Annotated in this window: 12 protein-coding genes, 4 tRNA genes and 1 pseudogene; 9 read left to right on the top strand and 8 right to left on the bottom strand. The window is 62.9% G+C overall.

All coding sequences use genetic code 11. The features are described from left to right. From ACK4OE_RS22970 to ACK4OE_RS22985, 4 genes and pseudogenes are all read right to left on the bottom strand, one after another. A pseudogene (locus tag ACK4OE_RS22970) lies at nt 1-107 on the bottom strand (DUF4148 domain-containing protein); the annotation flags it as partial. A 363-nt stretch (nt 108-470) separates the two neighbouring features. Beyond that, nucleotides 471-1,031, bottom strand: a complete 561-nt coding sequence (locus ACK4OE_RS22975; RefSeq protein ID WP_409888458.1) for a TPM domain-containing protein — start codon at nt 1,029-1,031, stop codon at nt 471-473. Between the two features lie 2 nt (nt 1,032-1,033). Then, nucleotides 1,034-1,930: a TPM domain-containing protein gene (locus tag ACK4OE_RS22980; RefSeq protein WP_409888460.1), complete on the bottom strand. Its 897-nt coding sequence runs from the start codon at nt 1,928-1,930 to the stop codon at nt 1,034-1,036. A gap of 39 nt (nt 1,931-1,969) precedes the next feature. Next, nucleotides 1,970-2,581: a LemA family protein gene (locus ACK4OE_RS22985; protein WP_409888462.1), complete on the bottom strand. Its 612-nt coding sequence runs from the start codon at nt 2,579-2,581 to the stop codon at nt 1,970-1,972. Nucleotides 2,582-2,800: 219 nt separating this feature from the next. Between ACK4OE_RS22985 and ACK4OE_RS22990 the strand changes: the two genes are divergently transcribed. From ACK4OE_RS22990 to ACK4OE_RS23000, 3 genes are all read left to right on the top strand, one after another. Beyond that, nucleotides 2,801-3,250: a YybH family protein gene (locus ACK4OE_RS22990; RefSeq protein ID WP_409888464.1), complete on the top strand. Its 450-nt coding sequence runs from the start codon at nt 2,801-2,803 to the stop codon at nt 3,248-3,250. A 101-nt stretch (nt 3,251-3,351) separates the two neighbouring features. Continuing rightward, nucleotides 3,352-4,368, top strand: coding sequence for a YheT family hydrolase (locus tag ACK4OE_RS22995; protein WP_409888466.1), 1,017 nt, complete (start codon nt 3,352-3,354; stop codon nt 4,366-4,368). Next, nucleotides 4,361-4,921 (top strand): DUF2946 family protein, encoded by a 561-nt coding sequence (locus ACK4OE_RS23000; RefSeq protein WP_409888468.1) that lies wholly within the window; start codon nt 4,361-4,363, stop codon nt 4,919-4,921. Before ACK4OE_RS22995 ends, ACK4OE_RS23000 begins: the two co-directional genes overlap by 8 nt. A gap of 155 nt (nt 4,922-5,076) precedes the next feature. Here the strand turns inward: ACK4OE_RS23000 and ACK4OE_RS23005 are convergent, their stop codons facing one another. The 4 genes from ACK4OE_RS23005 to ACK4OE_RS23020 all read right to left on the bottom strand — a co-directional run bounded on the left by ACK4OE_RS23005 (nt 5,077) and on the right by ACK4OE_RS23020 (nt 11,995). After that, nucleotides 5,077-5,955, bottom strand: a complete 879-nt coding sequence (locus tag ACK4OE_RS23005; protein ID WP_409888470.1) for a c-type cytochrome — start codon at nt 5,953-5,955, stop codon at nt 5,077-5,079. A gap of 197 nt (nt 5,956-6,152) precedes the next feature. Next, nucleotides 6,153-7,562: an efflux transporter outer membrane subunit gene (locus tag ACK4OE_RS23010; RefSeq protein WP_409888471.1), complete on the bottom strand. Its 1,410-nt coding sequence runs from the start codon at nt 7,560-7,562 to the stop codon at nt 6,153-6,155. Further along, nucleotides 7,555-10,710 carry an efflux RND transporter permease subunit gene (locus ACK4OE_RS23015; protein WP_409888473.1) on the bottom strand — a complete coding sequence of 1,052 codons (3,156 nt, stop codon included), beginning with the start codon at nt 10,708-10,710 and terminating at the stop codon, nt 7,555-7,557. Before ACK4OE_RS23015 ends, ACK4OE_RS23010 begins: the two co-directional genes overlap by 8 nt. Nucleotides 10,711-10,723: 13 nt before the next feature. Next, on the bottom strand, nt 10,724-11,995 hold the full coding sequence (locus ACK4OE_RS23020; protein WP_409888475.1) for an efflux RND transporter periplasmic adaptor subunit: 1,272 nt from the start codon (nt 11,993-11,995) through the stop codon (nt 10,724-10,726). Between the two features lie 193 nt (nt 11,996-12,188). Between ACK4OE_RS23020 and ACK4OE_RS23025 the strand changes: the two genes are divergently transcribed. The 6 genes from ACK4OE_RS23025 to ACK4OE_RS23050 all read left to right on the top strand — a co-directional run. Further along, nucleotides 12,189-12,818, top strand: coding sequence for a TetR family transcriptional regulator (locus ACK4OE_RS23025; protein ID WP_409888477.1), 630 nt, complete (start codon nt 12,189-12,191; stop codon nt 12,816-12,818). Between the two features lie 121 nt (nt 12,819-12,939). Continuing rightward, nucleotides 12,940-13,015 (top strand) — tRNA-Arg (locus ACK4OE_RS23030). Nucleotides 13,016-13,103: 88 nt separating this feature from the next. Next, a tRNA-Tyr gene (locus tag ACK4OE_RS23035) sits at nt 13,104-13,189 on the top strand. A 72-nt stretch (nt 13,190-13,261) separates the two neighbouring features. Beyond that, a tRNA-Gly gene (locus ACK4OE_RS23040) sits at nt 13,262-13,335 on the top strand. Nucleotides 13,336-13,397: 62 nt separating this feature from the next. Beyond that, a tRNA-Thr gene (locus ACK4OE_RS23045) sits at nt 13,398-13,472 on the top strand. A gap of 73 nt (nt 13,473-13,545) precedes the next feature. After that, nucleotides 13,546-13,689, top strand: a 144-nt coding sequence (locus tag ACK4OE_RS23050; RefSeq protein WP_409888479.1) for a GTP-binding protein, incomplete at its 3' end; no start/stop codon positions are given.

The raw sequence follows: 13,689 nt of genomic DNA on the forward strand, positions 1-13,689 counted from the left end.
TCGAACTTCGTGGCGTACTGCGAAGCGTCAGCTTCGTCAGCGTGGGCACCGAAAGCGGTGAAAGCAGCTACAGCGGCGATGGAGAGAAAACGTGCGGTGGTGTTCATGATGAAAGTCCTTCAGTGAAGAGAAAAGCGTCCCAATAAAGCCGTGAGGAAGCAAGATCAGACACTCGCTGCAACCCGGGTTCGGTGAGTCGCCTTGCGGGTTCGGCTCATCGATGGGGTGAACTGTACGCCGATGGCGTTCAAAGAAAAACCACTGAGTCGTAAACTAACTGTTCCAGTATTGGAAACAATCGCTAAGTATTGAGGGCGCGGATTGCGCGCCAGGGGCCTTGACGGATGCAGCACATTTCGATCGGGAAGGCGCGCCCTCAGCGCTTCACATCTGGGTGCAGAAAATCGTCGGTTTAGCGGGCGGCCAAGCGACCACTGCGAGAGGAGGCGGACGGCTGAGAGCGGGGCGCGTCAGCTCCGGCCAATCACCGGGTGGTCGGGTAGCTCGTTGCCCCGGGCTTTGTCTGCGCACTGGCCGGCGTCTGATGGGAAATGCCGCACCAGCAGGGCCGACACCTCCGACAGTGCCTGGGTCAGCCCCTCTTCGTGCCGCCCGGCGCTAAAGCTCGCACTCATCTGCGCGACTATGGCCTGCCATGCCTCGGGGGGCACATGGCGCGCAAGTCCCCGGTCGGCAACGATTTCGATGGCGTGGTCGGCCTCCAGCAGGTAGATCAGAACACCGTTGTTGGCCTCGGTGTCCCACACGCGTTGCTTGCCAAACAATGCCACGGCCCGCTCGCGCGCGTTGGCGCCGCGCCACAGGTACGACAGCGGCAGACCACCTTCCACGCAGATGCGGACCTGGCCGGTGTGGCGGCGCTCGCTGGCGGCCACGCGGCGGGTCAGGCGTTCGATGAGGTCCTGAGGGAACGCCCGGCGCAATGCGCCTTCGGCCCAGCGATGGCGCACAAGGCGCGTCAGGCGCTGCAACACGCCGGGTGGCTGACTGGATGGATATGTTGCCGACATGTTCACCAGTCTCCCGAGGCGCCACCGCCACCAAAATCACCGCCACCACCCGAGCTGAAGCCACCGCTGCCGCTACTGCTGCTACCGCCTCCACCCCAGCCGCCCCCGCTGCCCCCATGGATCACCGGGCCACTGCGCCCGCTGAAGATCCACGTGTACAGCAATGCCAGCAACCCGGCGCCGAACGACACCGCCACGCTGGAGGTGACCCAGAAGGCCACGGCGCCCACGCCCCCACCCATCAGCATGCCGCCCAGCGCGTTACCAAACAGGCTGCGCGCCAGCGGCCCGCCCACCATCACCCCAAAAAACACAAAAATGGCCAAGTCGGTCCAGTCAAAACCGCTGTCGCCTTGGCCGGAGCCAGTGCGTTGATCCTCGGTGGGCGCGGGCAGCGCCTCGCCCGCAATGCGTGCGCTGATCTGGCCCACAGCAGCGCTCAAGCCCCCTGCATAGTCGTTCTGCTGAAAGCGCGGCTTCATCGCACTGTCGATGATGCGTGCCGCAGCGATGTCCGGGATGGCCCCTTCGAGCGTCTTGGCGACCTCGATGCGCATCTTGCGGTCGGTTTTGGCCACGACCAGCAGCACGCCGTCGCCCACGTCCCGGCGGCCAATCTTCCATTGGTTGCCCACGCGGTTGGCGTAAGCGGCGATGTCTTCGGGCGCGGTGGTGGCCACCATCAGCACCACCACCTGCGAGCCCTTCGATTGCTCAATGGCCAGCAGTTGCGCCTGCAGCGCACTGATGTCGGCGGGGGTCAGGGTGCCAGTCTGGTCGATGACATGGCCGCTGAGCGCGGGCACGGGCTGGAGCGCCGGGTTCGCAATCGCCCAAGGCGTTCCAGTTGCTATAAATAATATAGCTATTAGCGCTTTATAGATAAGCGCTAGAGGCATATTTGACCAATATTTCTCTGTCAGAGTGTTTTCGGCGGCTTACTGCTTGGGCTGCGGGGCCGAGAAGTCCACCGTGGGTGGAACGGCAATCTGTGCCTCGTTGGCCACCGTGAAGCTGGGTTTGGGTTCGTAGCTGAACGCCATGGCCGTCAGGTTGCTGGGGAAGCTGCGCGCCAGCACGTTGTAGTCCTGCACGGTCTGGATGTACCGGTTGCGTGCCACGGTGATGCGGTTCTCGGTGCCTTCCAGCGTCACGCGCAGGTCCCGAAAACCTTGGTTGGCCTGCAGGGTAGGGTAGCGCTCGGACACCGCCATCAGCCGTGACAGCGCACCCGACAGCTCGCCCTGCGCCTGCTGGAACTTGTTGAACGCCTCGGGGTTGTTCAGCGTTTCAGGCGTAACCGTGATGGAGGTGGCCTTGGCACGCGCCTCGATCACCCGGGTCAGCGTCTCCTGCTCGAAGTTGGCCTCGGCCTTGACGGTGGCGACGATGTTCGGCACCAGGTCGGCCCGGCGCTGGTATTGGTTGAGCACCTCGCTCCACGCGGCCTTGGACTGCTCGTCCAGGCGCTGGAAGTCGTTGTATCCGCAGCCGCTCAGGGTCAGCGCTGCGGCCACGAGGGTGATGAAGGCAAGAAAACGGTGCGTCATGGTGATAGGTCTGCCAACAAGAAATGGGATGGGCCGAAGGGTGCTGGGGTTCCGTGGCAGAAACCGGCAGGTGCGCGGATTTTGCAGCATGTGCCCGGCAACGCCGCACAAACCAAGACCAAGGGGCTGCATGGCTTTGGGCGATGCCCGCACAATAGCGGCCTTGGCAGCAGCGTGCTGTTGCCGCTTGCGTCACAGTTCAACCACCTCTCATCCACCATGCCCCGCTCACGTTCCAGAGCCGCCTCACTCGGCGGATCCTCCGACGAGACAGAGTCCGCGTTTTACGAGGCACTGCAGCGGGGCGATATCGAGCTGCTGATGTCTTGCTGGGCTGAAGAAGACGACATCGTGTGTGTGCACCCCGGCGGCCCCCGGCTGTTGGGCGCTGGCGCCATCCGCGCCGCGTTCGAGGGCATGTTTGCCAACGGCACGGTGCGCGCACGGCCGGTGCAGGTGCACCGCGTGGTGGCATTGACCAGCGCCGTGCACAGCGTGGCGGAAGAGATCGAGGTGATGCTGCCCGACGGCCTGCACCAGGCGGTGGTGCTGGCCACCAACGTCTATCACAAGACCCCCGAGGGCTGGCGCATGGTGGCCCACCACGCCAGCGCGGGCACGGCGCCCGATGCCCAGGCGGTGGGTTCGCAGCGCCCGGTGCTGCATTAGGCGCGCCACCGATGAAGCACCTTGGAGGTCCAAGTGATGTTGGCAGTCTTTGTTTTGAGTATTTTTGCCATCTAGCGCTTGCTGGATAAGCGCTAATAGCTATGAAATATGTAGCGCCTCGCTGGCTGCCAGGTGGCCAGCTTCAAACCATCTGGCCTGCGCTGGTTTCACGCCGCGTGTTCGGTCCGCGGCCGGAGTACCGCCGTGAACGCTGGGACACCCCCGACAGTGATTTCGTCGACGTGGATTTTTTGAACGACGGCGTGCCCGCCGATACGCCCCGGCCGCTGCTGGTGGTGTTCCATGGGCTGGAGGGGTCGTCGCGCAGCCATTACTGCGAGGCATTTGCAGACCTCGCGCGTGAGCGCGGCTGGGCCTGCGCGTTGCCTCATTTCAGGGGCTGCAGCGGCGAGATCAACCGCGCGCCCCGCGCCTATCATTCGGGCGACTATGCCGAGATCGGCTGGATGCTGCAGCGCTTTCGCACATCGCACCGAGGGCCGTTGATGGTGGTGGGTGTTTCGCTGGGCGGCAACGCGCTGCTGCGCTGGGCGGGCGAAGTGGGCACTGACGCTGCTCTCAGCGCAGACGCGGTGGCTGCCGTGTGCTCACCCATCGACCTGGCTGCGGGCGGGCACGCCATTGGACGTGGGTTCAATCGCCAGATCTACACCCGCATGTTCATGCGCACCCTGGTACCCAAGGCCCTGCAAAAGCTGGCCCAGCACCCGGGCCTTTTTGACAAACAGGCGCTGCTGTCTGCCCGTGACTTGTACGCGTTTGACAACGTATTTACCGCCCCGCTGCACGGCTACAAGAATACCGAGGACTACTGGCTGCGCGCATCGGCCAAGCCGCTGCTGCGCGACATCCGTATCCCGGCGCTGGTGGTGAACGCGCGCAACGATCCCTTTGTGCCCGCCAGCAGCCTGCCGGGTGTGCACGAGGTGGGCCCCTGCGTCACCTTGTGGCAGCCCGCACATGGCGGCCATGTCGGGTTTGCCAAAGGACGCCTGCCAGGCCATGTGCGCGCCATGCCGGACACGGTGGGCGACTGGCTCGCGGCACAGACTGACACAAGCACGAGGGCCGCAGGGCCACAATCGAACCATGGATGACATCGTCAAACAAGCCCTGGCCAAGTGGCCCAATGTGCCCGACTGCTACGGCTGGTTGGGGCTGGATGCGCGCGGCCGCTGGTACATGCGCGATGACGCCACCCAGGCGCAAGGCCCCTTCCCCAGCGCCAAGGGCTCGTTGCTGCTACATGAAAAACTCATTGAGTTCATTGAGCGCAACTACGAGCCCGATGCGCACGGGCAGTGGTTCTTTCAAAACGGTCCGCAGCGGGTGTATGTAGAGTTGGAAACGACGCCCCTGATCTGGCGCATTCAGCCTGATTTTTCGGTGGTGTCGCACACAGGGCGCGGTGCCGTGGTTCAGGACTGCCTGATGGACGCGCAAGGTCGCGTGTACCTGACAGCGGACGGGCTCGTGGGCCTGGTGCACACCCTGGATGTGTTGGCGGCCGCAGAGGCTGTCGAGGCGGGCCGCTGGATGCCGCGCGAGGTGGCTGCCGAGGATTTGCCTGCGCTATACGGCTTCGTCATGAGCCCCCTGGCGCGCTGCGAGGCCGCTGGCAGGACGAAAGCGGCTTCGCAAACTCTGTAACCAAGCTCAGGCTGGGCAGAGCGGATGGATGTTTTGGGCTTCAGCCCTTTCGATATGTCTTCATCTCACACAGGCATAAAAAAACCGGTCACCGGGCGCTGAGGCCCCGTACCGGTTTTTTGCGCATTGGCTGCGCGCCTGCCAACGCAGAAGAACTACTTGACCGTGGCCGTCATGTACTCGACAGCAGCACGCAGGTCTGCGTCCGAGGCCTGGCCAGCTCCACCACGGGGGGGCATTGCGCCCTTGCCCTTGACCACGCTGGCGTAAAGTGCATCGATGCCCGCAGGCAAGCGGGCCGCCCAGGCGGTCTTGTCGCCCAGCTTGGGGGCGCCTGCTACACCGGCGGCATGGCACACCTGGCAAGCCTGTTTGTAAAGGGCTTCGCCGTTGGCCGAGGCCACAGCGACGGGCGCTGCAGCAGGTGCTGCGGCGACAGCTTCTGCAGCCGGTGCCGGTGCCGGGGCCGCTGCTGCGGGCTCAGCGGCGGGGGCAGGTGCTGCAGGGGTGGCATCCGTTGCTGCTGCACCTGCGGCTCCAGGGGCCGCGGGTTCAGCAAACTTGCCACCCGCTGCGTTGGCCATGTAAGCCACCGCACGCGCGATTTCCGTGTCGCTGTAGTCGCCACCGCCCTGGGGCGCCATGGCGCCCTTACCCTTCAGGGCCGAGGCCACCATGGCTTCAAAACCAGTTGCGATGCGGGCCGACCAGGCGCTGGCGTCTGCAAATTTGGGGGCGCCGGCAACACCAGCGGTGTGGCAAGCGGCGCACTGGACCTTGTAAACGTCTTCGCCGCTGGCCAGAGGGCGGTTGGCGTCACGGATCTCTACCATGCCGACCTTCTGGATGCGCTCTGCAATGGCCTTTTCAGGGTTGCCAGAACCGGGAGCGGACTTGTCCGCCGACGTGACATACAGGACCAGGCCAATGATGGCGAAGATCGGAACCACAAACGACGCAAGGACTGCGTACAACAGTTGCTTGGGGTTCTTGATCGGTCCGGTATGGGCTTCTTCGTGGTGGTTGTCGCTCATGACGTCCTCAGGTGTATCGGGGGCTTTGATGAAATCAACCCTCAATTATATGTGCCGTACCAGGGGGACTCTGGGACGACTGGCTCCGCATGCCACAGCGGGCTGTGCGAAAAAAGAGACGGCAACCGCGCAGGAGCAGCCGAACAGGCGCAGCGCCCTTTGTTGTGCGCGGTGCCTGCGGTGTCCGCCCGGTGGGGTCAGGACGGGGTGTTGCCCGTAATGGTGCCGGGCGCACCACCGCCCAGGGCCTTGTACAAAGACACCTGGTTTTGCAGCTGCGCTAGCCGTACTTGCACCACGGCCTGCTGGGCGGCAAACAGCGAGCGCTGGGCATCCAGCAGGTCCAGATAGCTGGATACCCCGTTGCGATAGCGCAGGTCGGCCAACTGCAGGCGTGCCGATTCGGCCTCGGCCTGCAACTGCTGGGCCTGCGCCTGCTCGCCCAGCGTGGCCTGGCCCGCGAGCGCATCGGACACCTCCCGAAACGCGGTCTGGATGGCTTTTTCGTACTGGGCAATCGCAATGCCACGGCTGGCCTGCGCGCTGTCGAGGTTGGCCTGGTTGCGGCCTGCATCGAAGATGGGCAGCAGCAGAGACGGGGCGATGGAGAACCCCCACGACCCGCTTTTGAACAGGCCCGACAGCTCGCCGCTGGCCGTGCCCGCCTGGGTGGTGAGCGAAATGCGGGGGAAGAACGCCGCCCGCGCTGCGCCGATGTTGGCATTGGCACCGATCAGCTGCTGCTCGGCCTGGCGAATGTCCGGACGCCGGGTGAGCAGATCCGAGGGCAGCCCTGCGGGCAGGGGCGCCATGGCAGGCGCATCGGCCAGCCTGCTGCCAGCGAGGCTGGTGCGGACGTTGTCCGGCAGCGCCTGCCCCAGCAGCAGAGCCAGCGCGTTTTCGTCCAGCGCACGCTGGCGCTGCTGTTGGGCCAGGGTGGCCTTGGCGGCCTGGGTGAGCGACTGCGCCTGCCGATAGTCCAGTTCAGACGCCACGCCTGCATCCAGTCGCAGCTGCGTCAGGCGCACCGACTCCTCGCGCGAGGCCAGGGTCTGGCGGGACAGGTCCAGCAGCTCCTCGTCAGCCAGCAAGGTCAGCCAGCCGTTGGCCACGGCGGCCACCAGGCTGACCTGTGCCGCGTTGCGACCTTCTTCGGTGGCCAGGTACTGCGCGAGTGCTTGTTCCTTCAGGCTGGAGACACGGCCAAAAAAGTCGATCTCCCATGCCGAAATGGCCAGCCCCACGTTGAACGAATTGGTCAAATCGCCCGTGCCCGTGGCGGGTGCCCGGCTGGCGTTGGCCGCCAGGCCCACGCCGGGGTACAGGTCGGCGCGGCGTACCTGAAAGGTGGCGCGCGCCTGCTCGATGTTGAGCACAGCCACGCGCAGGTCGCGGTTGTTGGCAAGGGCGGTCTCGATCAACTGTTGCAAACGGGGTTCGGCAAAGTAGTCTTGCCATGGCACCGTAGCTGCTGCGGACGCTTGCGTCGCCGTGGTTGCATACGCGACCGGAACAGGCGCCGCGGGGCGCTCGTAGGTAGGTATGAACGAGCAGCCCGCCAGCAGCGCTGCGGCTGCCAGGGCGATGGTTGTGCTGCGTTTAGTCATGGGTTCCAACTCCTGCTTCTTCTGCATGGCGGCGATTCATTTCGTGCTGTCGTGCGCTGCCTTTGAACAGGCTGCGCACCACCACGAAGAACACGGGCACAAAGAACACGGCCAGCACCGTGCCAGTGATCATGCCCCCCAGCACACCAGTGCCGATGGCGCGCTGGCTGGCAGAGCCTGCGCCCGAGGCAATGGCCAGAGGCACCACACCCAGGCCAAACGCCACGGAGGTCATGATGATCGGGCGAAAGCGCAGGTGCGCAGCGGTTAGCGCCGACTCGATCACGCCCTTGCCCTGCGCTTGCAGGTCTTTTGCAAACTCAATGATCAAAATGGCGTTCTTTGCGGACAAACCAATGATGGTGATCAGTCCCACCTGGAAGTACACGTCGTTTGCGTAGCCGCGCAGCAAGGTGGCCAGCAATACGCCCAGCACACCGAGCGGCACGACCAGAATCACGGCCAGCGGGATCGACCAGCTTTCATACAGCGCAGCCAGGCACAGGAACACCGCCAGGATGGCGAAGCTGTACAGGATCAGCGATTGCGAACCCGCAAGCTTTTCTTCGCGCGACTGGCCCGTCCACTCGTAGCCAAAACCAGCGGGCAATTGGGCTGCAAGTTTTTCCATCTCGGCCATGGCCGCGCCCGTGCTCAATCCGGGTGCTGGCGAACCCGAGATACGCATGGCGGGGTAACCGTTGTAGCGCACGGTTTGCTGCGCCCCGTTCACCCAACGTGTCGTGGCAAATGCCGACAGCGGCACGGGTTTGCCCTGGCTGTTGCTGGCATTGATTTTCAGCAGATCATCGGGCTGCATGCGCGCCGGTGCGTCGGCCTGTACCACTACACGTTGCAGACGGCCCTGGTTGGGGAAGTCGTTCACGTATGTGGAACCCAGGGCGGACGACAGGGATGAGTTGATCGCGTCGAACGAAACGCCCAAGGCGTTGGCCTTGTCGCGGTCGATGTCGATCTGCAGCTGTGGCGCGTCTTCCAGGCCATCAGGGCGCACCTGGGTCAGCACCTTGCTTTGTGAGGCCATGCCCAACAGCTGGTTGCGTGCGTTGACGAGCGCTTGGTGCCCCGCTCCGCTACGGTCCTGCAGGCGGAACGTAAAGCCGCTGGCGTTGCCAAGTTCAGGAATGGGCGGTGGGCTCAGCGGGAATATGAAGGCATCACGAATGCCCATCAGCCCACCGAAAGCACGGTTGGCCAGGTCCTGGGCAGACTGGCCCGGGCCATGGCGTTCCTTCCAGTCCTTGAGGGTCACAAACGCCAGAGCGGCGTTCTGGCCCTGACCGGAGAAGCTGAAGCCCAGCACACCCACCATGCTTTGCACTTCGGGCTGTTTGAGGATGAATTCTTCGACTTCCTGCATCACAGCCAGAGTGCGCTCCTGCGTCGCGCCCGGCGGCAACTGCACGTTGACGATGATGTTGCCCTGGTCTTCGCCAGGCAGGAACGAGGTGGGCAGGCGCATGTAAACCACCACGACCGCACCGATGATGGCCGCGTAGATGACGAGGTAGCGCGCCGCGCGCTTGAGCATGCGCGCCACCATGCCTTCGTAGCCCTTGGCCGTGCGCGAGAAACCACGGTTGAACCAGCCGAAGAAGCCTCGTTTTTCGTGCTGGTGACCTGCTTCAACAGGCTTGAGCAAGGTCGCGCACAGGGCCGGAGTCAGCGACAGCGCCATGAAGGCCGAAAAGCCGATGGACGCCACCATCACTGCCGAAAACTGGCGGTAGATGTTGCCGGTGGAACCTGCAAAAAATGCCAGCGGCACAAACACCGAGATCAGCACCACCGTCACGCCGATGATGGCGCCCGAGATCTGGCGCATCGCTTTGCGCGTGGCCTCCAGCGGCGGCAGGCCTTCCTCGCTCATGATGCGCTCAACGTTCTCCACCACCACGATCGCGTCGTCCACCACGATACCAATCACCAGCACCATGCCGAACATGGTCAGCACGTTGATCGAGAAACCGAGCGCCAGCAGCGTGGCAAATGTGCCGAGCAACGCGATGGGCACCACGATGGTCGGGATGATGGTGTAGCGCCAGTTCTGAAGGAACAGGAACATCACCAGGAACACCAGGCCTACTGCCTCCAGCAGCGTGATGGCGACTTGCCTGATGGAGATATCCACAAAGCGCGAGCTGTCGTACGGAATGCTCCAGCTCGTACCTTCTGGGAAGTAGCGCGACAGCTCATCCATCTTGACGCGCACGGCCTTGGCTGCTTCCAGTGCATTGCCGCTGGGCGACAGTTGGACGCCGATGCCAACGGCGGGCTTGCCGTTCAGGCGCGCGGAGGTCGAGTAGGCCTGGCCGCCAAGCTCCACGCGTGCCACGTCCTTGATGCGTACGGTGGAGCCGTCGGTGTTGGCGCGCAGTACGATGTTGCCAAACTGCTCGACGCTCGACAGTTGGCCGTTGACAACCACGGTAGCGGCAATGCCCTGGCCCGCCACGTTGGGCAGGTCGCCAATGGTGCCGCTGGCCACCTGTGCGTTCTGCGCACGGATGGCTGCCGTGATCTCGGCTGCGGACAGGTTGAAGCTGGCCATCTTCGCCGGGTCGATCCAGATGCGCATAGCGCGTTCGGTACCGAAAAGCTGTGCCTGGCCAATGCCGTTGACGCGCTGCAGTTCGGGAACGATGTTGCGCGATGCGTAGTCCCCTAGCGCCACGGTATCCATCTGTGGGTTGGTGGACGAAAGCATCGTGAACAACAGGAAGTTGGAGCGCGATTTGTCAACACGCACGCCTTGTTGCGTCACGGCAGATGGCAAGCGCGGCGTGGCGCGTGACAGCCTGTTCTGAACATCCACCTGAGCCAGGTCGGCATTGGTGCCGGGCTGAAAGCTGAGCGTGATGCTGCCAGAGCCGTCCGCTTGGGCGACCGACTCCATATAGAGCAAACCGGGCGAACCGTTCATCTCGCGCTCGATGACGGACAGCACGCTGTCCTCCAGCGTCTGCGCAGACGCCCCGGGGTATGCGGCATTGATCACGATGGCAGGTGGTGCCACGGGCGGGTACTGGGCAATCGGCAACTGTGTAATTGCCACGCCGCCCATCACCATGATGAATAGCGCAATCACCCACGCGAAGATGGGACGGTCAATAAAGAACTTGGCCATGCTCAGTTGCCCCTTATGGCTTGGAAGCCGCGGCGGCGGGCGCAGATGCCGGTGCTGCGGACGTAGCGGCAGTGCCGGGCGCCTGCCATGGGACCGGCTTTACAGGAGTCCCTGGTGGCAGCATCTGCAGCTTCTGAAAGCCATCCACCATGACTTTCTCTCCCGCCTTCAAGCCGTCAAGTACTACCCAGCGGTTGTTCTGCGCCGCGCTGATTTTGATGGTGCGCTGGGACACTTTTCCGTCGTCTCCCACCACACTCACGGTATCGCCCTGCTGAGTGCGCGTGACCGCCTGTTGGGGGAGGCTGATGGCATTGCTGGCTTGCGCCTGTTCGATGCGAACGCGCAGGTACAGCCCTGGCAGAAGTTCTCCCTTGGGGTTGGGCACTTCTGCGCGAAGCATGACCTGGCCAGTCGTGGAGTCCACCGACAGATCGGTGAATAGCAGTTTGCCGGGCATGGCGTACTCAGTCCCGTCGCCCATCACGAGTTTGACGCTGGCTGCTTCGCCGCTGCCTGCGCGCTTGAACTGCCCGCTTTCCATGGCGCGACGCAGCTGAAACACGTCGCTGGCGGACTGGGTGAAGTTGACGTACACCGGGTCGATTTGCTGCACCACAGCCAGGGCGGTTGCTTCGCCCTGGCCCACCAGGGCTCCTTCGGTCACCAGCGCCCGCCCAATGCGGCCAGAAATGGGCGAGGTCACGCTGGCGTAGCCGAGGTTGATGTCTGCGGTGCGCACGGATGCCTTGGCGGAGGCAACGTCTGCCAGCGCCTGCTTTTCAGCCGCCTCAGCGTTCACGAAATCCTGTTTGCTGATGGCATTGGCGCTGACCAGCGGCCGGTAGCGCTCAACCTGAGAGCTAGCCTGGGCGAGATTGGCCTGCGCCTTGGCCAGGCTCGCACGGGCACTTTCTGCAACTGCGGAGTAGGGCGCGGGGTCAATCCGGAAGAGGGCCTGCCCCGCCTTGACGTCGCTGCCTTCTTTGAACAGCCGCTGCTGCAGGATGCCCGCTGCGCGGGCGCGCACCTGCGCGACCCGCGAGGCTTCGACGCGGCCGGGCAATTCTGTGATCAGCCCCACATCTCCCGGGGTTGCGGTGACCACGCCCACTTCGACGGGCGGCATCTGCGGTCCAGCAGCCCGGCCTTGTCCTTGTCCATCAGTCTTTCCACACGCGGTCAATAGCAAGATGGCAGCGCTGATGACAGCGAAGGTGAGCGCTCTCGGAGTGGATGGTGGGCAGAGCGGAGTATTGACGGATGCGTCACGCAGGTTTGGCATGAGAGTCCTTTTTGATGGGGCTTCCAAGGAAAGCGGTTTCAGGGGATGGGCAGCAGGGCGCATGAACCCTCGACCAGAGCTTGACTAAAAAAGTAATTGCGCGATTATACATACAAACATGAATGTATAATTATCGCTTTCGAGTGTTGGTCTTATGGGCCAAGGCTGGGTCGAGCAAAAACAAGGAGACACCATGGCGCGAAAAACCAAGGAAGACGCAATTGCCACGCGCAACAGCCTCATCGATGCGGCGGAAAACGTGTTTCTGGACAAGGGCGTCTCGAGGGCTTCCTTGAGCGATATTGCGCATGCCGCAGGCGCCACACGCGGGGCCATTTATTGGCATTTCAAGGACAAGGTGGATCTGTTTGGCGCAATGATGGAGCGAGTCACCTTGCCCCTTGAGCAGGGGTATAGCGAAATTGAGTGCAGTACATGCCCGGACCCTGTACAGCGTTTGCGGGCTGTGATGGCCCTTGTTTTGCGCACGGTGGCGTCGGACGAGCGCACTCGTCGCGTGTTCGAGATCGCTATCTATAAAGTGGAATACGTCGCGGAACTGTCGGGGGTGCGCGACCGGCATGTAGCCGCCTCGGAGGCGTTCACGCGCCAGCTGGCGCGTGACTTTCAGATTGCCGCGCAAATGCAGGGGATGGTATTGCCCATGACGGCGATGGAGGCGGCCATCGGGCTACATGCATTGTTCGATGGCTTGATGCGCAACTGGATGTTGAATGACGGGGCGTTTGATCTTGTGGGGGTGGGGCGCGTCAGTACGGATGCCTATTTGTCAGGCCTGGGTCTTGCGGTGCCTGTGGTGTAGCTGACTTCGGGCATGGGCTGAGTTTTGCCCCTGGTTGGAGGTGCGTTTTCAAGTCAGGTTGCGGCTTGAGGGCTTTGCGCTCCGTGCATGCAATAATCTATGGTTGTGTTGATGCACAAGTGCGGCTGTAGCTCAGTGGATAGAGTATTGGCCTCCGAAGCCAAGGGTCGTGGGTTCGATCCCCGCCAGCCGCACCATGTTTTTTTGCGTTGAGTCATGTTGCAATCCGTGTTGAATGCGGCTCTCTCAAGAGTCAAAAAATAGTGCTATAATTCGAAATTCTCCGGAGGGGTGCCCGAGTGGCTAAAGGGGGCAGACTGTAAATCTGTTGGCTTACGCCTACACTGGTTCGAATCCAGTCCCCTCCACCAGTGAGTGAGTAGTGTTGAGAGAGTGTTCTGCTGCCTTTTGGGTGGCGGGATTCGCAAAGGTTGTTGGCCGATGCGGGAGTAGTTCAATGGTAGAACCCTAGCCTTCCAAGCTAATGACGCGGGTTCGATTCCCGTCTCCCGCTCCATTGCTTGTTTGTGCTGGTTTGTTGAGTTTGAAATTTTGGCGCTGCGCAAGCGGTGCCGAGTTGCCCATGTGGCTCAGTGGTAGAGCACTCCCTTGGTAAGGGAGAGGTCGCGGGTCCGATTCCCGCCATGGGCACCACTATCAGGTGCGTCCGATTCTGGTTGCGCCGAATCCTGTTGAATTGATGTAGATTTTTTTCGGAGTCGGAAAAATGGCAAAAGGAAAGTTCGAGCGCACCAAGCCTCACGTCAACGTGGGCACCATCGGCCACGTGGACCATGGCAAGACGACGCTGACGGCAGCAATTGCTACCGTGCTGTCCGCCAAGTTCGGCGGCGAAGCCAAGGCATACGAC

Source organism: Acidovorax sp. (assembly GCF_046314175.1).
GTDB lineage: Bacteria > Pseudomonadota > Gammaproteobacteria > Burkholderiales > Burkholderiaceae_C > Acidovorax.

Coding starts and splice junctions, on each gene's coding strand:
- ACK4OE_RS22975 (WP_409888458.1), bottom strand. CDS start 1,031: ATGTCGGCAACATATCCATCCAGTCAGCCACCCGGCGTGTTGCAGCGC.
- ACK4OE_RS22980 (WP_409888460.1), bottom strand. CDS start 1,930: ATGCCTCTAGCGCTTATCTATAAAGCGCTAATAGCTATATTATTTATA.
- ACK4OE_RS22985 (WP_409888462.1), bottom strand. CDS start 2,581: ATGACGCACCGTTTTCTTGCCTTCATCACCCTCGTGGCCGCAGCGCTG.
- ACK4OE_RS22990 (WP_409888464.1), top strand. CDS start 2,801: ATGCCCCGCTCACGTTCCAGAGCCGCCTCACTCGGCGGATCCTCCGAC.
- ACK4OE_RS22995 (WP_409888466.1), top strand. CDS start 3,352: ATGAAATATGTAGCGCCTCGCTGGCTGCCAGGTGGCCAGCTTCAAACC.
- ACK4OE_RS23000 (WP_409888468.1), top strand. CDS start 4,361: ATGGATGACATCGTCAAACAAGCCCTGGCCAAGTGGCCCAATGTGCCC.
- ACK4OE_RS23005 (WP_409888470.1), bottom strand. CDS start 5,955: ATGAGCGACAACCACCACGAAGAAGCCCATACCGGACCGATCAAGAAC.
- ACK4OE_RS23010 (WP_409888471.1), bottom strand. CDS start 7,562: ATGACTAAACGCAGCACAACCATCGCCCTGGCAGCCGCAGCGCTGCTG.
- ACK4OE_RS23015 (WP_409888473.1), bottom strand. CDS start 10,710: ATGGCCAAGTTCTTTATTGACCGTCCCATCTTCGCGTGGGTGATTGCG.
- ACK4OE_RS23020 (WP_409888475.1), bottom strand. CDS start 11,995: ATGCCAAACCTGCGTGACGCATCCGTCAATACTCCGCTCTGCCCACCA.
- ACK4OE_RS23025 (WP_409888477.1), top strand. CDS start 12,189: ATGGCGCGAAAAACCAAGGAAGACGCAATTGCCACGCGCAACAGCCTC.